This window comes from Chitinivibrionales bacterium, from assembly GCA_035516255.1.
Lineage (GTDB): Bacteria > Fibrobacterota > Chitinivibrionia > Chitinivibrionales > FEN-1185 > FEN-1185.
In genome coordinates this window covers 232,992-252,656 of sequence record DATJAL010000031.1, presented here as the reverse complement: position 1 = coordinate 252,656, position 19,665 = coordinate 232,992, and the positions used below count along the sequence as shown (strand labels likewise).

At 57.1% G+C, this 19,665-nt stretch carries 16 protein-coding genes; 4 read left to right on the top strand and 12 right to left on the bottom strand.

The genetic code is table 11. The features are described 5' to 3' along the window. Positions 1-245: 245 nt before the first annotated feature. The 4 genes from VLX68_10235 (at position 246) to VLX68_10220 (ending at position 2,985) form a co-directional block, all read left to right on the top strand. Positions 246-884 carry a lysophospholipid acyltransferase family protein gene (locus VLX68_10235; GenBank protein HUI92613.1) on the top strand — a complete coding sequence of 213 codons (639 nt, stop codon included), beginning with the start codon at positions 246-248 and terminating at the stop codon, positions 882-884. Beyond that, entirely contained in the window at positions 881-1,615 is a 735-nt protein-coding gene (locus VLX68_10230; protein HUI92612.1) for a glycosyltransferase family 2 protein, read from the top strand. Before VLX68_10235 ends, VLX68_10230 begins: the two co-directional genes overlap by 4 nt. Then, positions 1,603-2,262 (top strand): protein-L-isoaspartate(D-aspartate) O-methyltransferase, encoded by a 660-nt coding sequence (locus VLX68_10225; protein HUI92611.1) that lies wholly within the window; start codon positions 1,603-1,605, stop codon positions 2,260-2,262. Before VLX68_10230 ends, VLX68_10225 begins: the two co-directional genes overlap by 13 nt. Before the next feature lie 117 nt (positions 2,263-2,379). Then, the gene (locus VLX68_10220) at positions 2,380-2,985 is read left to right on the top strand and encodes a DedA family protein (GenBank protein HUI92610.1); all 606 of its coding nucleotides are present in this window, start codon (positions 2,380-2,382) and stop codon (positions 2,983-2,985) included. 259 nt (positions 2,986-3,244) lie between these two features. Here VLX68_10220 and VLX68_10215 read toward each other — a convergent pair whose 3' ends face one another. The 12 genes from VLX68_10215 to VLX68_10160 form a co-directional block, all read right to left on the bottom strand. Then, positions 3,245-4,615, bottom strand: a complete 1,371-nt coding sequence (locus VLX68_10215) for a sigma-54 dependent transcriptional regulator (protein ID HUI92609.1) — start codon at positions 4,613-4,615, stop codon at positions 3,245-3,247. A gap of 49 nt (positions 4,616-4,664) precedes the next feature. After that, entirely contained in the window at positions 4,665-5,819 is a 1,155-nt protein-coding gene (locus VLX68_10210) for a response regulator (protein ID HUI92608.1), read from the bottom strand. Further along, a complete protein-coding gene (locus tag VLX68_10205) occupies positions 5,779-6,402 on the bottom strand; it encodes an XTP/dITP diphosphatase (GenBank protein HUI92607.1) in 624 nt (207 codons plus the stop codon). The genes VLX68_10210 and VLX68_10205 overlap by 41 nt, the downstream gene beginning before the upstream one ends. 250 nt (positions 6,403-6,652) lie before the next feature. Continuing rightward, complete coding sequence (leuS, locus tag VLX68_10200; protein ID HUI92606.1) at positions 6,653-9,172, bottom strand: leucine--tRNA ligase; 2,520 nt, start codon at positions 9,170-9,172, stop codon at positions 6,653-6,655. A gap of 165 nt (positions 9,173-9,337) precedes the next feature. After that, positions 9,338-10,300 (bottom strand): UDP-glucuronic acid decarboxylase family protein, encoded by a 963-nt coding sequence (locus tag VLX68_10195; GenBank protein HUI92605.1) that lies wholly within the window; start codon positions 10,298-10,300, stop codon positions 9,338-9,340. After that, the gene (locus VLX68_10190) at positions 10,297-11,226 is read right to left on the bottom strand and encodes a 1-phosphofructokinase family hexose kinase (protein ID HUI92604.1); all 930 of its coding nucleotides are present in this window, start codon (positions 11,224-11,226) and stop codon (positions 10,297-10,299) included. The genes VLX68_10195 and VLX68_10190 overlap by 4 nt, the downstream gene beginning before the upstream one ends. 361 nt (positions 11,227-11,587) lie before the next feature. Further along, complete coding sequence (locus tag VLX68_10185; GenBank protein ID HUI92603.1) at positions 11,588-12,469, bottom strand: hypothetical protein; 882 nt, start codon at positions 12,467-12,469, stop codon at positions 11,588-11,590. A 220-nt stretch (positions 12,470-12,689) separates the two neighbouring features. Next, a complete protein-coding gene (locus tag VLX68_10180) occupies positions 12,690-13,946 on the bottom strand; it encodes a folylpolyglutamate synthase/dihydrofolate synthase family protein (protein ID HUI92602.1) in 1,257 nt (418 codons plus the stop codon). An 88-nt stretch (positions 13,947-14,034) separates the two neighbouring features. Beyond that, positions 14,035-14,769: an HAD family phosphatase gene (locus tag VLX68_10175; GenBank protein ID HUI92601.1), complete on the bottom strand. Its 735-nt coding sequence runs from the start codon at positions 14,767-14,769 to the stop codon at positions 14,035-14,037. 222 nt (positions 14,770-14,991) lie between these two features. Beyond that, positions 14,992-15,573, bottom strand: coding sequence for a MarC family protein (locus VLX68_10170; protein ID HUI92600.1), 582 nt, complete (start codon positions 15,571-15,573; stop codon positions 14,992-14,994). Between the two features lie 3 nt (positions 15,574-15,576). Next, complete coding sequence (locus VLX68_10165; GenBank protein HUI92599.1) at positions 15,577-17,436, bottom strand: GNAT family N-acetyltransferase; 1,860 nt, start codon at positions 17,434-17,436, stop codon at positions 15,577-15,579. Between the two features lies 1 nt (position 17,437). Then, a complete protein-coding gene (locus tag VLX68_10160; GenBank protein ID HUI92598.1) occupies positions 17,438-19,543 on the bottom strand; it encodes an acetate--CoA ligase family protein in 2,106 nt (701 codons plus the stop codon). Between the last annotated feature and the right edge of the window lie 122 nt (positions 19,544-19,665).

The following is a 19,665-nucleotide window of genomic DNA, read 5'->3' as shown; positions in this document are numbered from 1 at the left end:
CATACAGAACTGAATCCATTTTCTCTCAAAGATGCAATAGAACGAAAACTCAAAGCCATTTTCAAACAAGTCTTGGTTACCTCATTTGTGAGACGACGACTTTGAGCCTTCGGTTACCTTTTTAAATGAGCCGATACGTTATTGCCGCGGCGCCGCCGCTGTTCCCGTCAACCTTCAAACATCAACGGCAAAACGCGGCATTCCTTAAAAAACAAACGACATGATTTATATTATTGTTTTGATTTATGCAATCCACCTCAGGCACTCAAAAAAAAATCCCCCTCGACATGGTGAGCGGGCCGCTCTGGCTTTTAGGCTCGCTTCTGGGCAGAACGTGGCGGTATTCGGTGCAGGGAACCCGTGAGATCGACCCATTCACCTGCAGGGGCAAGGGCGTCATTTTCTGTTTCTGGCACTCGCACATCCTTCCGCTTTCTTATATCTTCAGGGGGGTCGGCGTGACCGCGGTGGTTTCGGCCAGCAAAGACGGCGACCGCGCCACCGCAATCGCGCAGCGCTGGAACCATCAGACCATACGCGGGTCTTCCACCCGGGGGCAGATCGCTGTGCTCAGGCAATGCATGCGCGCGCTTGAAAGCGGGCAGAACGTCGTGATCATACCGGACGGGCCGCGCGGCCCCCGCGAACAGGTGAAACCGGGAGCGGCGATGATCGCCATGATGACGCATGCGCCATTGTATCCGGTGACCGCCGAAGCGCGGCGCGCCTGGCGGCTCAACTCATGGGACCGCTTCATGATTCCAAAACCGTTTTCGCATATTACGGTCACCCTAAAGGATTCCATCAACGCTTTGGACTTTTGCCGCGATGAAAGCCGCGTTGAGCGCTTCACCGCGCAATTGCAGCGGGCCCTGTCGTTATGACGCAACAAAATACTCCCTGGCCTTCCGGCGTTTTCGTTCTCATTCCCGCTTATAAAGCGGCCGCAGCGCTGGACCGGCTCCTGCCGAGCCTCCTTGCAACGGTACCGGCAGCCAACGTCTGCCTGGCCGACGACGGCTCCCACGACGGCACCGACATGGTGGCGGCAAAGCACGAAGTACTGTATGTCTCGAACCTTGTCAACCGGGGAAAGGGCGCGGCGCTTTTAAAAGGATTCCGCCACCTGCTATCGCTCAAAAACGCCTCGTGGATCATCACCGTGGACGCCGACGGACAGCATTCGGTAAACGACCTTCCCCTGTTCCTCAAACGGATCAGCGATGCGCCCCGTTCGGGAATCATCATCGGCCGGCGTTCGATGATGCCCGGGAAAATGCCCGTTGCCCGGATCATCTCCAATACGCTCACCTCCCTTTTCCTGTCGCTGCTCACCCGCCGCAGGATTCTCGACAGTCAATGTGGGTTCAGGGCGTATTCCGCGGCGTGCCTTGCCGCGGTGCCGTGCAGGTATCAGCGCTTCGAAATGGAATCGGAAATCATCATGAGGGCCTGCGGCGCCGGATTTTCAATCGAATTCGTGCCGGTGCAGACATTATATTTCTCTTCCCGAAGCCATATTTCCCACGTCGCAGACACCCTGCGGTGGCTGCGGGCGGTGATAACCGTTTCTGCCGAACTGCGGAGCAAAAGCCAAAACGAATGTACACGCTGAAGCCAGAGATCGCGTGCGAGCGCCTCATAAAAATCCTGCGTGAAAAAGGCATCAGCGATGAGAGCGTGCTCGATGCGTTCCGCAGGGTACCCCGCCACCTCTTTGTTGACACAATGCTCTACGCGCAGGCCTACGACGACAACGCGCTTCCCATCGGCAGCGGCCAGACCATATCGCAGCCGTACGTGGTCGCGCTGATGACGCAGATCCTCAGGATTGAAAAAGACCAGAAGATCCTCGAGATCGGCACCGGCTCGGGGTTCCAGACCGCCATCCTCGCGCAGTTCTCGCGCCGCGTTTACACCGTGGAACGGAACCGGGAGCTTGCCGCGGCCGCGCTCAAGCGCCTGCGCGGCATGGGATACGAAAACATCGTGTTCAAGACCGGCGACGGCACGCGCGGCTGGGTGCAGCACGCGCCGTTCGACAGGATCATCGTGACCGCGGGCGCGCCCGCCATCCCGCAGGAGCTCGTCGACCAGCTCGCCGTCGGCGGCAGGATGGTGATCCCGGCCGGCGACCGGAGCGTCCAGGATTTGGAAGTGTACGAAAAACGCGAAGACGGCATTGACAAATCAAAGGCCGGGAGCGTTGTATTCGTGCCGCTCATCGGCGAAAAGGGTTGGATTGATCCGGATAAAAGATAAGATAGCCACAGAGACACAGAGGAAAACAATAACAAGTTGGAAGTTAAAAGTTGAAAGTTGAAAGCAAGGCAATCGAACAAAAACCTTTTTAAACTTTCAACGTGTCGCTATTTTGTTATGAGCATCACCGCAATTATAGCCGGATTCGCCATCAAACTGATCGACGCGTCGGGATATCCCGGCGTCTTTCTCCTCATGACCATGGAGAGCATGGTACTCCCCGTGCCGAGCGAGGCGGTCATGCCGTTTGCCGGCTTCCACGTCGCCACGGGCAGGTTCAGCATGGCCGCGGTCATCATCGCTTCGACGCTGGGAAGCATCGCCGGGTCGCTCTTGTCGTACGCGATCGGACGGTACGGCGGAATGCCTTTTGTCAACAAATGGGGCAAATACCTGCTGCTTAACCGGCACGACCTTGAGATCACCGAATCGTTCTTTAAAAAACGAGGACCGCTTACGGTATTGGTCTGCCGGTTCATTCCCGTGGTACGGCATCTTATTTCAATTCCGGCCGGTACCGGACGAATGCACTTCGTCACTTTCATCATCTACACCATACTCGGCGCCGGAATCTGGAACGCCTTTCTCACCTATTGCGGCCTCTATTTAAAGCAGAACTGGGAAGTGGTGATGAAATACAGCCACATCGTGGATGTCGTGGTGGTGGTGCTGCTGCTGGCGGGACTTACCTGGTTTATCGTCCGGCATGTAAAGCATAAATAAATTGAATGTTCCGCGCCAGGAGCGACCGAAGGCCGTCGCTAAAGCGCGGTGCTGCCCGGACGCCGCTCAGCGGCATCGCGCCGTGGCAGCCCGAGCCGAAGGCGAGACCGGAGGGACGACCCTTGTGACCCTTGGAAATCCCTGACGAGGGAGAAGTACCCGAAGGGGTAGAACCGGTGCCGTGACCGGCAAGCGCCATGATTGTTTGGGTAATTATGATGCAGGCTGAACCTCCCCCCTTGTAAAAAAAAGATATTTATTATTCGTACACCGGCACGATATTATACTCTTTGATCTTCCGGTACAACGTCTTCGGATTGATCTCCAGTATCTCCGCCGCCTTGCCCTTGTGCCCCTTGACAAATTTCAACACCGCGATGATGTGCCTGCGCTCGACCTCGCTCAAGGGCGCCATGACCGCATCGGCCGGCGCCGGGGCGGCGTCCGCCGCCCTTCCCTCGGGCCTGGCGCGCGTTTTTAAAAACGACACGTCTGCCGCGGTGATCGCGCCGCCCTGGCATAAAATGCAGGTGCGCTCCACGACGTTCCTGAGCTCGCGGATGTTGCCGGGCCAGTCGTAATTCTCGAGCACCTCCATCGCGCTTTCATCGAAAGTGCCCGAAAATCCCTGCGAACGCATCATGCTTTCCACGAGCATCGGGATGTCTTCACCATGCTTCCTCAGCGGCGGCACCGTGATCGAGAGCACGTTGAGCCGGTAATACAGGTCGTCGCGGAACTGCTTCTGTTCAACGAGCCTTTCGAGGTCCCGGTTGGTGGCGCAGAGGATCCGCACGTTGAGGCTGATGTCCTTGGTGCCGCCCACGCGGCGGATCTGACCGGTCTCGAGGAACCGCAGCAGCTTTGCCTGGAACGCGAGCGGCAGTTCGCCGATCTCGTCGAGGAACAGGGTGCCGCCGTCGGCGATCTCGGCGAGACCGCGCTTCTGGGCCTTTGCGTCGGTAAATGCGCCCTTTTCATAGCCGAACAGCTCGCTCTCGATGAGATTCTCGGGGAGCGACGCGCAGCTCACGGCGACGAACTGCATGTCGCCGCTCTGGCTCTGCTCGTGGATGGAGCGCGCGACCACCTCCTTCCCCGTGCCGCTCTCGCCGAGGATGAGCACGTTGCTCTGCGAGGGCGCCACGCGGCCGACGATGGCCCGGAGCTCGCGGATCTCCCTGCTTTTGCCGATGATCCCGCCGCCGTAGGCGGTCTTGCGCACCTGCTCGCGCAGCATGCTCCGCTCGAGCTGGCTCTGGCCGTGCTCGATGGCGCGCTCGATGTGGATCACGAGCTCGTTGAGCTGATACGGCTTCTTGACATATTCAAACGCGCCCAGCTTCATGCATTCGATGGCGTTTTCGAGCGTGGCGTTTCCCGTGAGCATGATGACTTCCGAGGGGATATTCTCGGCCTTCATGGCGCGGAGCACGGCGATGCCGTCCATGCCGGGCATCACGATGTCGAGGAGCACCACGCTGTACGGGTTCTCGCGGAGGCGCGAAAGCGCCTCTTCACCGCCGGGGACGACGTCCACGGTGTATCCTTCGCGCGCCAGCTCCCTGCCGAGAAGAAAGCGGAGGCTTTCCTCGTCGTCAACGACAAGCAGTTTGCCTTTTCGTGCCATAGATCAGCCTTTCTTACCGTTTTCGGCGTCCCGTAACTATTCGCTCATGTCAAGCGACCGGGACTTCCAGCACCACCGTGGTCCCCTTGCCCGCCTCGCTCGAAACGTCGATCGCGCCGCTGCATTCCTCCATGATGACATGGCACATGGCGAGCCCCAGGCCCATGCCCTGTCCCACCTGCTTGGTGGTGAAAAACGGGTCGAACACCTTGGGAAGGACCGCTGCGGGAATGCCCGGGCCGTTGTCCGCGATGATGACCCGTGCGAACCCTTCGTCGGATTCCGCGGAAATGGACACCGTGCTTCCTTCCCCGCAGAAATCGAGCGAGTTGGTGAGCACATATACCATGGCCTGCTGCAATTTCTGCAAATCGGCCTTTACGCGCATTGTGGCGGGGATGTTCACCGCGATTTCGATACGTTTTTTCGCCGCCCGCGTCTTGACCAGCTTCCACGCGCCGTCCACGCATTCGCCGAGCGGGAACTCGCGGATCTGCGTATCGCCTTCCCGCGCGAACCGCGAAAGGTTGTCCACCGTGTCGCGGCAGCGCAACGTCTCGGCGTTGATAATGCCCAGGTACTGCTCGAGTTCGTCGGGGTCCACCGTTTCCTTTTTTCGCATGCGTTCCACGAGCGCGCTCGAAAATCCAAGGATGGCGGTGAGCGGGTTGTTGAACTCGTGCGCGACGCCCGACGCGAAGGTGCCGATGGACGCCAGCCGCGCCGAGCGGTACAGCTGGGCGCGTGCGATCCGCTGCTCCTCCTCGTACTTGCTTTTTGACACAAGCAATTCGCGCTGCAGCCCGCGGATGCGGAGCATCACCCTGATGCGCGCGAGGAGCTCGTCGGCGTTGAACGGCTTGGTGATGAAATCGTCGGCGAGTTTCAGCCCCGCTATTTTCTCGTTCTGGCCCGCCACGGCGGTGAGAAAGATGATGGGCACGAAGTTGTTCTTCCCGAAAATCTTTTTCATCTCGCGGGCGGCCTCGAAGCCGTCCATGCCCGGCATGCGCACGTCGAGGAGGACAAGGTCGGCGGGCTGCTTCTTGACAAATTCGAGCGCATCGGGGCCGCTGCTGCACACGCTTATGCGAAAGCCGGCGCCGCGCAGCAGGTCGGCGATGTATGCAGCGGCGTTCTTGTCGTCGTCGACGACCAGGATTTTAGTCCCGGCCGTTGATCCATTCTTTTCCGAATCTGTCATGCAGGCTTCTCCACAGCGCCGCAAGCGCCTTTCCCCGGTGGCTTATGGCATTTTTTGTAACGGCGTCAAGCTGCGCAAAGGTCCGGTCGTATCCTTTTGGAAAGAAAACGGGATCATATCCGAATCCGTTGGTCCCTTCCGGCGCATAGCCCATGCTTCCCTCGCAGACCCCTTCGGCGCAAAGCTCGTCGTTGTCGGAAAATTTCATGACGATCACGCACCGGAACCGCGCCGTGCGTTTTTCCGGCGGGCAGTCCTTCATCGCGGCGAGCAGTTTTTTCACCTTGTCCTGGTCAGTTGCGTGTTCGCCCGCATACCGCGCGCTCTGAACGCCGGGCATTCCGTTCAGACAATCGACTTGGAGCCCTGAATCGTCGGCAAGGGACCAGATTTTCTTTCTGTCGAACACCCAGCGCGCCTTGAGGGCCGCGTTTTCGTAAAATGTTTTTCCGGTTTCCGGGATCGAGGGAACCGGATCAAAATGGTCTTTTAAAGCGGTAAGCTCAAACGGTGCGCCGGATAAAATTTCCTTGATCTCCCGGAGCTTTCCTTGATTGTTTGTCGCGACAATGACTGGATGCATATCTTCTATTAAATAAGGAAATAAATCTGGGCGTGCCCACGCCATCGTCAAGACTCCGGCTCGGGTCGGCCCTCCTTCCGGGCTCGGCCTACCGGCCTCGTTGCCGGACCGCCCGATGCCTATCGGCCGGGCCGGCCGGCAATTCGCTCTAGCTCACCACTCCAGTCCGGCCTAACGCGGCGGCAAACTATCAATTCAAGCAACACTTCTATGGCGCCTGTCCGGCATCCTGCAATAAAAAGATTATTAATCATCCGACTACAATATTCACGAGCTTCCCTGGCACAACAATTATCTTTTTGATTGCTTTTCCTTCCAGATGCGGCTTTACCTTGTCAACCTGCTGCGCAGCTTCCCTCAACTGTTCCTGGGTCGCGTTTTTCGATGTCGAGAAGTCTCCCCGCAATTTTCCATTCACTTGCACCACAATAGTGATCGTGTCCTCCACGGTGAGCGCCTCGTCGAATTTGGGCCATTCCTGGTTCAGCACAAATCCCTTGTTCCCCAGTTTCTCCCATGCCTCGTCGGCAAGGTGCGGGGCAAACGGCGCGATGAGCTTGACGAGCACGACCAAATCTTCGCGGGCGGCGCCTTGGGACGTCAGCTCGTTGAGGTATTCCATCATGCGTGCGATCGCGGTGTTGAACTGCATCCTGTCAAGGTCGGCGTGCACCTGCTTGATGGTGCGATGGCGCAGCCGGAGATGCAGGTCTTCCTTCGGAGCCCCGGCAGGGTCGAATTCGTCGACCATCCTGAAAATCCTGCGCAGAAAGCGGTTGCACCCCTCGATGGCGCGCGGGTCCCACGGCTTGGGCAGCTCGAAATCGCCCATGAACATCTCGTACAGCCGTAAGGTGTCCGCGCCGTGCTGCCGTATCACGTCGTCGGGGTTGATGCCGTTAAGCTTCGACTTCGCCATTTTTTCTATTTCGCCCTTCAACTTTTCTCCGCTTGACTTGTGATAAGCCTCTTCCCCTTTGAATTCGACCTCGGAAAATTCATGATACTTGCCGGAACTGTCTCTAAATGTTCTGGCAAGCACGGTCCCCTGGTGACGCAGCTTTTTGAACGGTTCCTTTGTGGAAACCCATCCAATATCGTAAAGCACCTTGTGCCAGAAACGCGCATAGAGCAGGTGCAGCACCGCGTGCTCCGCGCCGCCCACGTACAGGTCCACGTTCATCCAGTTCTTCTCGGCCGTTTTGTTCCACGGCTCCTTGTTGTTGTGCGCGTCAAGATACCTGAGGTAATACCAGCACGAACCGGCCCATTGGGGCATGGTGTTGGTTTCGCGTTTTGCAGGCCCTTTACATGTAGGACAACTCGTGTTCACCCATGCCTGGATCGTGGCAAGCGGCGACTCGCCCGTGCCTGACGGCTCGAACTTTTCGACCTCCGGCAATTTGACCGGCAGTTCTTCATCAGGCACCGCGACAATGCCGCATTTCGGGCAATGCACGAGCGGGATGGGCTCGCCCCAGTAGCGCTGGCGCGAGAACAGCCAGTCGCGCAGACGGTACGAGACCGCCTTTTTCCCCAGGCCTTTCGCGGCGAGTTGCGCGGTTATCTTTTCCTTTGCCTGCGCGGTCGGCAATCCGTCAAGATCGCCCGAATTTACGTTTACACCCTCGCCCACGTATGCGGCGCCGGGCAGCGTTGTCGCGCCGTCAACGGGCCGCACCACCTCGATGATGGGAATGCCGTAAACCGTCGCGAATTCGAAGTCGCGCTCGTCATGCGCGGGCACTGCCATAATGGCGCCGGTGCCATACGTTGCGAGCACGTAATCGGCGATCCATACCGGAATCTTTTTTCCGTTCACGGGATTGATCGCATACCCGCCTGTAAACACGCCGGTTTTCTCCTTTGAAAGCTCGGTGCGCTCAAGGTCGCTTTTCTTGCGCGCCGCGGCCTGATACGCAAGCACTTCCGCCTTTTTCCCAGGCGTCGTGATCTTTTCAACGAGCGCGTGCTCCGGTGACAGCACCATGTAGGTCGCGCCGTAGAGCGTGTCGGTGCGCGTGGTGAAAACCCGGAGTTCCCGCCCGTCCGCGGCGCCGCCGGCCAGGGTGAAAACCACCTCGCCGCCCTCGGAACGGCCGATCCAGTTTTTCTGCATCAGCAGGGTCGATTCCGGCCAGTCAACCTCCTTGAGGTCTTCGAGCAGCCGGTCGGCGTATTTGGTGATGGCGAGCAGCCACTGGCGCAGCGCCCTGCGCTCCACCTGGGTCCCGCACCGCTCGCACAGGCCCGCCTTCACTTCCTCATTCGCAAGCCCGGTCTTGCACGACGGGCACCAGTTGATGGGCGCGACGCCTTCATACGCCAGTCCCTTTTTGAAAAGCTGCAGAAAAATCCACTGTGTCCATTTGTAATAAGCGGGGTCGGTCGTGTTCACCTCGCGGTCCCAGTCGTAGCAGAACCCCACCGAATCGATCTGGCGCCTGAAATTGGCAATGGAATTTTCCGTGGTGACGCGGGGATGGATCCCGGTCTTTATCGCGTAATTTTCGGCAGGCAGGCCGAACGCGTCCCATCCCATGGGATGCAGCACGTTGTAACCCTGCATGCGCTTGAAGCGCGTGATGATGTCGGTGGCCGTGTAGCCTTCGCAATGCCCGACGTGCAGGCCAGAGCCCGACGGATAGGGAAACATATCGAGTGCGTAGTATTTTGGTTTTTTCGGGTCGAAAACGGTTTTATGCAGGTTTGCTTCGCGCCATCGCGTCTGCCATTTAGGTTCGATTTCACCGGGCTTATAGTCGGACACTCGTTGCTCCTTTAATTCTCAAAAAAGATCGCCCCAGAGACGCGGAGGACACAGAGAAAGGCAAAACAAGTTGGAGGTTGAATGTTAAAAGTTGGAAGCAATGCAATAAGTCAAGTCACTTTCAACTTCCAACTCTCAACTTCAAACTGATCTGGAGCCTTGTGGCTATTTTCTCTTTTCCTGAACAGTTGACCTGAAATAATCAATTGTCTTTTTTAATCCCTCGGCCAGTTTGACCTTCGGCTGCCAGCGGAGTTTCTTCTTTGCCAAGGTAATGTCCGGGCAGCGCTGCTTTGGATCGTCCGAGGGCAGCGGCTTGTACACGATGCCCGATTTACTTCCTGTGAGTTGTATCACCTGCTCGGCGAGTTCCTTTATGGCGAACTCGCCCGGGTTGCCGATGTTCACGGGCCCGACAATATCGTCCTGCTCCATGAGCCGCACCATGCCGTCGATAAGGTCGGCAACGTAGCAGAAGGAGCGGGTCTGGCTCCCGTCGCCGTACAATGTCAGTTTTTCGTTGCGCAGCGCCTGCATGATGAAGTTCGATACGACCCTGCCGTCGTTGGGATGCATGCGCGGACCGTAGGTGTTGAAGATGCGCATGACGCGTATGTCAACCTTGTTCTGACGGTGGTAGTCGAAGAACAGCGTCTCGGCCACGCGCTTGCCCTCGTCATAGCACGAGCGCAGGCCGATGGGGTTCACGTGGCCCCAGTAGTTTTCCCGCTGCGGGTGTACGTCCGGGTCGCCGTACACCTCCGACGTGGAGGCCTGCAGCACCCGCGCCTTCACCCGTTTTGCCAGGCCCAGCATGTTGATGGCGCCCAGCATGCTCGTCTTGATGGTTTTTACCGGGTTGTATTGGTAATGCACCGGCGAGGCGGGGCATGCCAGGTTGTAAATCTGGTCCACCTCCATTAAAATCGGAATGGTGACGTCGTGCCGCACCAGCTCGAAGTTCTTGAGCCCGATGAGGTGCTCGATGTTTTTCTTGCTTCCGGTGAAGAAATTGTCGAGGCACACCACGTCGTTGCCCTCTTTCACGAGCCGGTCGCACAGGTGCGAACCGAGAAACCCCGCGCCGCCGGTCACCAGGATCCGTTTTGTCTCGAAATAATTTCTCATATCGCTCTCACTTTCACTTCCTCCATGAATTGCCACACCTCGTCGCGGGTGATGTTTCCCGGCCCGCGGTGCATTGCCTTTGAAACGCCGCAGGCGACCGCCATGCGGCACATTTCCGGAAAGGAAAATTTTCTCGAATGCCCCACGAGCAGGCCGCCCACGAGCGCGTCGCCTGCCCCGACCTGGTCTATCACCTTCACCGCCGGCGCGCTGCACAGCAGGCAGTCGTTGTCGTGAATCGCGATCATGCCGTCGGAGCCGAGCGAGATGAAAACGTATTCGACGCCCATGTCGGCCAGCCGCTTTCCCTTGAGCGCGATATGGTGCACGCCCTGAATCTGCTCGCCGAAAAACTGCTCGAGCTCGGCGAGATTGGGCTTTACCATCGCGGGTTTGGCGCGCATCCCCACCCTGAGCGCGTCTCCCCTGCTGTCAAGCATGGTGGCGCAGCCCTTTTCCCGGCAGAAGCGCACCAGCTTCCGGTACGAGTCGCTTTCAAAACCGCGCGGCAGGCTCCCCGAAAACGCCCACAGGTCGCCTTCGGACATGTACGAGCGGATGAAATGCAGCGCCTCGTCCTGCACGCGGGTGGTAAGCTGTGCGCCTGCGCTGCTGATATGCGTCGTGCCGCCATTCGCGTTTTCCAGGATCGTGGCGTTGATCCGCGCACTTCCCTTTACGCTGAAAAACCGAGACGATACCCCGAGACGGTTGAGATATTCCGTGAACTGCTTGTTGCTGTATTCGGGAACAATGCCGACGACCGTCACGTCCTCGCCGAGCGTTTTAACCACGGATGCAACATTGATCCCCTTTCCAGCGGGGAATATCTGGCTCGGCACATCGGTCATGGTGACGCCGGGCTTGAGCTCTGCAATGTCATACATGACGTCGAGAGCAGGGTTGAGCAATGTGCAATAAATCAAAGAGCTAAAACTCCCGCGATACTTTTTAAATTTGAAAACGAGAATTTAGATCCAACTTTAAAAAAATACAATAGTTAAAACTTGTTTAGGGGAAAAAGATGGAGAAATCGGGCAAAATGCCAAAAAGTAAGACATCAAATTAGTCTCTTGAAAAATAAAAAAAGATCTGGGTATTCAACGGCAAAACTGAATCGTTCAATTATCAAGCAAAAAAGCGTTGCGGCCTGGCTGGCACTTCGGGAGGTAGATAACATGTCCTCACGAGTTCTCCGCAAAATAAAAGCCCCTGCACATGCGGGGGCTTTTATTCAAATGATCGAGTAATCTTCCGACTTCATTGTCGCCGGTCAACTAACGCTCCTCAATTCAGCGCACTCACCTTCCATGACAGCAGCTGCCCCGCGCTGACGCTCTGGCTGTCAATTTCAGCTGAATAGGTCTGATACGAATCCTCGACGCGAAAATCATACATGCCAGGGGCAATCCCGTTGATCTGGTATTGGTCGCCTGGATAGATTGATGCGGTTCCCAGCTGATCACCGCTCCACGTTGTGGTGCCGGTGGCGCGCATGTACAGGTATTCAACCAGGGACGACGAATTGTTCACGACCTTCAGGCTTCCGTTCGGGGTGGTCAAGAAATCGCTGTTGTAAAGCTCGATTTGCAATGAGCCGTCGTCTGGAATGTCAAGCAGCTGCAAACAATAAATATCGGAGGCGGACGTCACCACCTTCATGTTGACATATCCCCTGGGAACGCTGGGAATCGTGTACGAACTGTTCGGGGCGATGGAATTATTACCCAGCCAATCGCTTCCCCACGTGGTGTTGTCCTGGGATAAATAGACATTGACGAAGGTATACGAGGATGAATTGGTGATCTGGAGACCGCCGTAAAAATCACTATTCGATATTGACCATGTGTAGGTGGTTCCCGCCGTGAGGGTCGCTCCGGTCCAGGCGGTGTCGAACGTTAATGTATGCACGGCCCGCACATCATAGTATCCCGGAGCGAGTTTGGTGATGTCATAGACCGTCCCCGCGGGAATCGTAACGCCTTCTATTCTATTTGTTCCTATCGAGGTTGAACTGGTCGACATATATACCCATCCGATGTCGCCGGTGGAATTATTGTCGATCCGGAGTGTGGCACCGGGATGGGGCTCTATGGTCCCGGTGGTGCAATTGGTGAAAAGAACTGCGGCGCAGGCAATGCCGCATGCAAATAAACCTTTTTTCTTCATGAGATGTCCTTTGGTGAGAAAATAAGCCAATTGATAGCGCCAAAATACTTACTCAATATTCTACATTATGCGCTTATTTCTTTTCAACCTATTTAGCACTTGTCATCCATGAATAAAAGCGGATAAGCATGAAAACCCTCGTCCCAAATTGACAACGCCGATAAACCTTATTTCCCTTTGTCAATCTCATCTACTTCCGTATTTTTCCATCCAATTCATGTCAATACGGCTTCAACCCCAATGCCTTCATCGCCTCCCCGACCGTATAAAACGATCCGGCAATGCAAACCACCTTTTCCCGACAATCAAGCGCGCGGTTAACCGCATCATTGACATTCCGAACTTCCGCCACTTCGCCCGTGAACCACGAAGGTATCGCCCGCCGCAATTGCGCCGTATCCGCGCTTCTGTCAACATCAGGTCTTGTCAGAATGATCCTGGAAACCTTTTTACAATACTGTTCGAACATGCCGGCCGCGTTTTTGTCCTTCATGATGCCCGTCACCAGACATACCGCCGTATCAAGAAACTGTGCCGTGAGCGTTTCGGCGAACGATTTCGCGGCATCGGGATTATGCCCAACGTCAAACACTACGGTCTTATCTTTGATAGTCATTTTTTGAAATCGCCCAGGCAGTTTAGTTTTGCGAATGCCCTCTGCGACGGAAGCATCATCAGTGATGCCCGCGGCAGCAAGCGCCTTGATGGCGAGCAATGCATTTTCTACCTGATACCTTCCGGCCAGCGGCACTTGGAATTTTTGGTTGTGATGCAAAAGCCACGATAGTCCTTCCGTGTCCCCTGTTTCCTGCGCCATTGATCGTGAAACGAACCGGCATTTACTCCCGTCATGCGAGCAACAGTCCAAGGCAATTTTTTTAATGTCCGGCTCGGCTGGTTCCGCCATGACAAGCGGAACGCCGTTCTTGACAATGCCGAGTTTCTCCCTGGCAATGGACGCGAGGTCGCCGCCGAGAAGGTCCGTATGGTCCAGGGCCACCTTGGTGATGACGCTCACCTCTGGCATGAGGATGTTCGTCGCGTCGAGCCTGCCGCCGAGCCCTGTCTCGAAAACGGCCCACTCCACGTTTTCCCGTTTGAAAAGCTCAAAGGCGATGAGCGTGGCCGCTTCGAAAAACGTGAGGCCGAGTTCGTTGATAAGGGGCTCTGCATCGTGGAAGACCTCAACCCATTTTTCCGGCGGCACAGGCCTGCCGCCGATGATGAAACGTTCCTCGAAATCAACAATATGCGGCGAGGTGAAAAGGCCTGTTGCGCATCCGCGGTGCCGGAGGCAGGACTCTAGGTAGGCGCACACCGAGCCTTTTCCATTGGTGCCCGCCACATGGATGGACTTGTATTCGTTCTGGGGATTTCCGAGCCGCTCCGCGGCGGCCTGCATGCGCTGGAGCCCGAGCTTGATGCCGTGCGTGGTGCGGGAGAAGAGGCGCTGGGCGATTTGGGAGGAGGATTCCATAAAAAGAAACAAAGTGACTGAGTGACAAAGTTACAAAGTTAAAACCCATGCAACGGTTCAATCAGTAAGTCGTTTATCCTTGCAGGTGTCATTCCCGCGAAAGCGGGACTCTATGTTTTAATTGTTGACTGGACTCCCGCGTACGCGGGAGTGACAGCAGCCGTTTTTTCCAAAGCAGTTCTAAATCCATCAATGATATCTTTTCCAGACTGTCAACGACAATATCCGCATCGCGTAATTCGCTTTCAGGATAGGTGTTTGTTATTGCAACAAGTTTCATGCACGCGGCCTTTCCCGCAGCCACCCCGACTTTCGCATCCTCAAATACAATACATTCCTCCGGATTTGCTTTAAGCCTTTTTGCTGCTTCAAGAAATATTTGAGGCGAGGGCTTGCCGAGCTTCACGTCCTCTCCGGAAACTATCGCCTTGAAAAAACCATTGTATCCTAGAATGTCAAGCCCCGTCGTTATATTCGCCCTGGGAGCTGATGATCCAATGGCGCAGGATATTTTATTCTCTTTTAAAATCCGCAGAAGCTTTTCCACTCCGGGAAGCGCGACAAGCCCTTTTTCCTTCATGATCTCCCGGTACATAGCCTCTTTTTTCTTGTCAATACGCCTTATTTCCGAAATGTCATTTGTCCATTTCCATAAATTCGGTATGATTTCCTCGTTTTTCATCCCGAAGCTTTGCTTGAATAGATGCTCCGGAAAAACAAGGTGTTCTTCTTTGGCAAGCCTTCTCCAGCCTTCAATATGATGTCCCGACGAGTCAATGATCACTCCGTCCCAATCAAATATGCAAGAAAAATTAAGATCCATTTATTAGGTTCCGTTTCAACTGCACGGGTGCGCCTAGCGGAAATTTCGGACTTGCAGCTGTCGGTACCCGGCTGCACCCAGGAGGGGGGCAGAAGGACCGGCCGCGCAAGTTTTTAAATGCGAAATTATTGGTAATAATGTGGAGCGCGACAGGGCCGGAGCGAGGGATTTTGCGCGCCCAACTGGAAGGGCGCATGGCGACCTCCCCACAAAAAAAACATTTTACCGTATTAAAAACAACATGATTCCTTTTCTCACCATCATCACACCGATGGCCGCAAGTAAAAGGCTCGCGAGCTTGGAAACGGTCTTGGCGCCCGTCTTGCCCACGACGCGGATAAGCGCCTGGGAAAACCACAGCACGACCCCGGCCATCACCACGTTGAGCACGACGGCGGTGATAGTGGGGACCATGCCGTATTGACGCAGGAGAAGCAGCGACGTGGTGAGCACCGCCGGGCCCACGATGAGCGGCACGCCGATCGGCACCGCGCCGAGTCCCTGGACGTCGATTTTCCTATGGTGTTTTTCAACCGCGAGAAGGTCGGAGAGCGACAACGCGAACAGGAGGCTGCCGCCTGCCACCATGAAATCGGCGACGGTGATCCCGAGAAATTTGAGGATGAGCTCGCCGATCGCAAGAAACACGATCGCCACCACGAGCGCGGTGACCAGGCCCTGGAGCACGATTTTTCTCACCCGTTTCTTTTCCACGCCGTCGGTCAGGTTCATGAAAAGGGGCAGCACGCCGATGGCGTCAACGGCGACGAAAAGGGGCACGAAGCAGAGCCAGAATTCCTTCATGAATCACTGGTCCTTGAAACTATAGGTGATGTGATACAGGTCTTCCAGTTTCTTGGTGGAGACCTGGTACCCCGAGTTGAAAAACACCGCGAGCATGGGCTGGTTCTGCGCAAGCACCTCGGCGTCGAACCCGAGCACGCCGCGCTTCTTCGCGATGTCGGTGAGCATGTCGAGCAGGTCGGTGCCGATGCCTTTTGCCTGCCATTCGTCGCGCACGAGGAACGAGACCTCGGCCTTGTTAGTCGCCTTGTTGAGGTGATAGCTGCCCAATCCCACCATCTGCTCGCCGCCCATGTCCTGCACGAGCCCCACGATCACCATGTCCTTCGAGAAATCGACGCCCGTGAAGTCCTGGATGAAGCGGTGCGGGAACGCCTTGATGGGCTTGAAGAACCTGAAGGCGATGGAGCGCTCCGACAGCGCATAGCACATGTCGCGGAACAGCTTGTCGTCGGTGGCGCGTATGGGCCTGAAAAAGAGCTGCGTGCCGTCGGCGAGCGGCTTGACAACCTCGAATTCGCCCGGCTTGGGCACACCGGCCAGGGGCAGGTCCTTCTGGTCCATGTAAATGTAATTGCGCGTCTTGGCCTCTTTGAGGATTTCGTTGCGGTAATCCGGGTGCGCCACCTGCGCCAGCGCGAGCACGCGCTCGCGGATGTTCTTGCCGAACAGCTCGGCGATGCCGTATTCGGTGACCACGTAATGCACGTCGGCGCGCGTGAGCACGACGCCCGCGCCCTCGGTGAGCCGCGGCACGATGCGCGACTTGGTCCACTGCTTGGCGGTCGACGGCAGCGCGATGATGGCCTTTCCCTCCTTGGCGCGCACCGCGCCGCGGTTGAAGTCCACCTGGCCGCCCACGCCGCTGTAGAAGTTGAACCCGATGGAATCGGAGCACACCTGGCCGGTCATGTCGACCTCGAGGGCGACGTTGATCGCCACCATCTTGTTGTGCTGCGCGATAACGAACGGGTCGTTGACATATTCGGAAGGACGGAACTCAAACATCGGGTTTTCATGGATGTAGTCGTAGAGCTTGCGGGTGCCCAGGCAGAAGCTCGCCGTGATCCTGCCCCGGTTGATGCTCTTGTGGCTGCCGTTGATCACCCCCTTCTCGACCAGGGGGATAATTGCGTCGTTGAACATTTCGGTGTGGATGCCGATGTCGTTCTTCTCGCCAAGGTAGCGCAGCACCGCCTGCGGGATATGGCCGATGCCCACCTCGACGGTGGCGCCATCTTCCACGAGCGAGGCCACGTTGCGCGCGATAGCGTCGGTGGCGGGATCGGGCTGGGGCAGGCTGTATTCGATAATGGGACGGTCGCTTTCCACCATATAGTCCACGAGGTCGGCCGGGATGAACGAATCGCCATAGGTGCGCGGCATCCGCTCGTTTACTTCCGCGATCACCATGAGGCTGTTCTCGGCCGCGGCCTTCACGATGTCCACCGAGATGCCGAGGCTCATGTTGCCGTTTTTGTCGGGCGGGCTGGTCTGAATGAGCGCCACGTCAAGCGGGATCCTGCCCTGCTTGAACAGCGACGGGATTTCGGAGAGGAATATCGGGACGTAGTCGCCGCGGCCGCTGGCGATGCCCTCGCGCACGTTGGGCGCGAGAAAGAAGCTGCAGGTGCGGAATTTTTTTACATATTCCTCGCTGATGTAGGGCGCCTCTCCCTGCGTGAGCAGATGATAAATCTCCGCGTCGATGATCTCGTTGTTGCCCGACACCAGCTCGGCCACGAGCAGCTGCGGCTGTCCGCAGCCCGTGCCGATGAAGATGCGGGCGCCGGGCCTGATTTTTCCTATGGCGGCGTTCGCATAAGTCAACTTATCCCGGTAGCGTTCCTTCCAATCGTTCATGTTATTCCGGCTCCTTTGCAAGGATGATCCGCGCGTCCACCACCAGGGCGCCGTCGCCCTCCTGTCCCACCTTGAGCGGGTTGATGTCGACCTCCTCGATTTCGGGAAAGTCCATGACCAGCTGCGACAGCCGCTGCAGGTTGAGCACGATCGCGTCCATATCAACCGGCTTCTCGCCCCGCGCGCCCTTGAGGAGGCGGTAGGTCTTGACGGATTCCATCATCTTGAGGCATTCGGCGGCGGTCACCGGCGCGAGGCCGAAGGTGACGTCCTTGAGCACCTCCACGAAAATGCCGCCGAGGCCGAACATCAGCATGGGGCCGAACTGCGGGTCGCGCTTCATGCCGAGGATCACCTCGCGTCCGGCCATGGCCATTTTTTCCAGCAGCACGCCGCGGATCTCGGCGTCGGGCAGCTTGCGCCTGATGCGCAGCATCATGAGCTCGAACGCGTCCTCGACCGCCGCCGTGTTCGTAAGGCCGATGCGCACGCCGCCAACGTCCGATTTGTGAAGTATGTCCGGGCTGGAGATCTTCATGGCGAGCGGAAAGCCGGCCTCGGCCGCGAAGCGCACCGCCTCGGGCACCGATGTGGCGAGGATGCCGCGGGGCACGTCGAAATTGTACGCCTTCAGAATGGCCTTCGAGTCGAACTCGCCGATCTCGTGGGTATTGCGGTTGCGGTACGAGCGCAGCAGTTTGATCACCGGGTTTCTGTTGACCGCGAACCGCTCCACCATGCGGAGCCTGCGCGCCTTGTACCGGGCATAGTCCACCATTTCCTTCATTGTTTTGGCGGTGCGCTCCGGTATCCCGTACTGGGGGATCTTGTTTTCCCGAAGAATCGCAACGCCCCCAGCCACGATGTTTGCACCCATGAAACAGGTGAGTACCGGCTTGTTGAATTGCTTTGACACCCGCACGATCTCTCTGGCCGTGCCCACGTCGTCGGTCATTTTCTGCGGGGTGAGGATCACCACGAGCCCGTCGATGGCAGGACTCGCAAGCAGGATTTCCATGGCGCTGCCGTACCGCTCGCCCTTTGCGTCGCCGAGCACGTCCACCGGATTGCGTACCGCCGCCGCCTCCGGCAGCAGGCCGCGGAGCTTGGCGATTGTTTCGTCGTCGAGTTTCGCAACTGTCAAGCCAGCCATTTCAAGCGCGTCGGTCATCATGATGCCGGGGCCGCCCGCGTTGGTCACGATGGCAATGCGGTCGCCCGCGGGCAGCGGCTGCGACGCCAGCGCCGTTGACACATCGAACAGGTGTTCCACCGAATCCACTCGGATGACCCCGGTGCGCTCGAACGCGCTGTCGTAGGCGGCGTCGGCGCCGGCGAGGCTTCCCGTGTGCGAGGAAGCGGCGCGGGCGCCCGCCTGGGTGCGGCCCGCCTTGAGGATCACGATGGGCTTCTGCTTGCCCACGCGCTCTGCCACGCGCATGAAGTCCTGGCCGCGCGAAATGTCTTCGAGGTAGGCCGCGATGACCTTGGTGTTTCCGTCGTAGCGGAGGTTTTCCAAAAGTTGCACTTCGTCAAACGCCGCCTTGTTGCCCATCGAAACGAGGAGCGAAAAACCGATGCGGGAGCTTGCCGCAATGTCCTGCACCGCGGTGATGAGTGCGCCCGACTGCGACATAAAGGCGATCGGGCCCGGCTCGCCCATGGGCTGGCCAAACGACGCATTGAGCCTGAAAAACGGGTTGATGACGCCGAGGCAGTTCGGCCCGAGCACGGTCATGTCGGCGCGGCGCGCGATTTCGGTGATTTCCCGCTGGAGCTTCTTTCCCTCCTCGCCCGTTTCGGCAAATCCGGCCGTGATGATGATGACCGCCTTGATTGCCTTGTCGGCGCACTCGGCCATGATCGGCACCACCTGGTCGCGCTTGACAACCACCACTACGCTGTCGATTTCGCCCGGAATTTCGGAGAGCGTTTTATAACATTTTTTTCCGAGTATCTCGTCGGCCTTGGGATTGACCGGATAAAGAGCGCCCTTGTATCCTCCGGTAATAATGTTGTTGAGCACGGCATACCCCACCTTGTCCGGGTTGGCCGACGCCCCTACCACGGCAACCGAATTGGGAGTAAGCAGTTTTTCAAAGCTCATTTTTATCGTCCTTTTATCCGGCGATTTGGTTATTTTCTATCAAGACGAATTTCCGATATATCATTTTCAAAATTCATTTTGAACAGACTTTTAAAAATACATTCTGCGTCCGTATTTTTCAC

Excerpts from the sequence above, each read along its gene's own strand:
- VLX68_10235 (HUI92613.1), top strand. The coding sequence starts at position 246 with ATGCAATCCACCTCAGGCACTCAAAAAAAAATCCCCCTCGACATGGTG.
- VLX68_10230 (HUI92612.1), top strand. The coding sequence starts at position 881 with ATGACGCAACAAAATACTCCCTGGCCTTCCGGCGTTTTCGTTCTCATT.
- VLX68_10225 (HUI92611.1), top strand. The coding sequence starts at position 1,603 with ATGTACACGCTGAAGCCAGAGATCGCGTGCGAGCGCCTCATAAAAATC.
- VLX68_10220 (HUI92610.1), top strand. The coding sequence starts at position 2,380 with ATGAGCATCACCGCAATTATAGCCGGATTCGCCATCAAACTGATCGAC.
- VLX68_10215 (HUI92609.1), bottom strand. The coding sequence starts at position 4,615 with ATGGCACGAAAAGGCAAACTGCTTGTCGTTGACGACGAGGAAAGCCTC.
- VLX68_10210 (HUI92608.1), bottom strand. The coding sequence starts at position 5,819 with ATGACAGATTCGGAAAAGAATGGATCAACGGCCGGGACTAAAATCCTG.
- VLX68_10205 (HUI92607.1), bottom strand. The coding sequence starts at position 6,402 with ATGCATCCAGTCATTGTCGCGACAAACAATCAAGGAAAGCTCCGGGAG.
- VLX68_10195 (HUI92605.1), bottom strand. The coding sequence starts at position 10,300 with ATGAGAAATTATTTCGAGACAAAACGGATCCTGGTGACCGGCGGCGCG.
- VLX68_10185 (HUI92603.1), bottom strand. The coding sequence starts at position 12,469 with ATGAAGAAAAAAGGTTTATTTGCATGCGGCATTGCCTGCGCCGCAGTT.
- VLX68_10180 (HUI92602.1), bottom strand. The coding sequence starts at position 13,946 with ATGGAATCCTCCTCCCAAATCGCCCAGCGCCTCTTCTCCCGCACCACG.
- VLX68_10175 (HUI92601.1), bottom strand. The coding sequence starts at position 14,769 with ATGGATCTTAATTTTTCTTGCATATTTGATTGGGACGGAGTGATCATT.
- VLX68_10170 (HUI92600.1), bottom strand. The coding sequence starts at position 15,573 with ATGAAGGAATTCTGGCTCTGCTTCGTGCCCCTTTTCGTCGCCGTTGAC.
- VLX68_10165 (HUI92599.1), bottom strand. The coding sequence starts at position 17,436 with ATGAACGATTGGAAGGAACGCTACCGGGATAAGTTGACTTATGCGAAC.
- VLX68_10160 (HUI92598.1), bottom strand. The coding sequence starts at position 19,543 with ATGAGCTTTGAAAAACTGCTTACTCCCAATTCGGTTGCCGTGGTAGGG.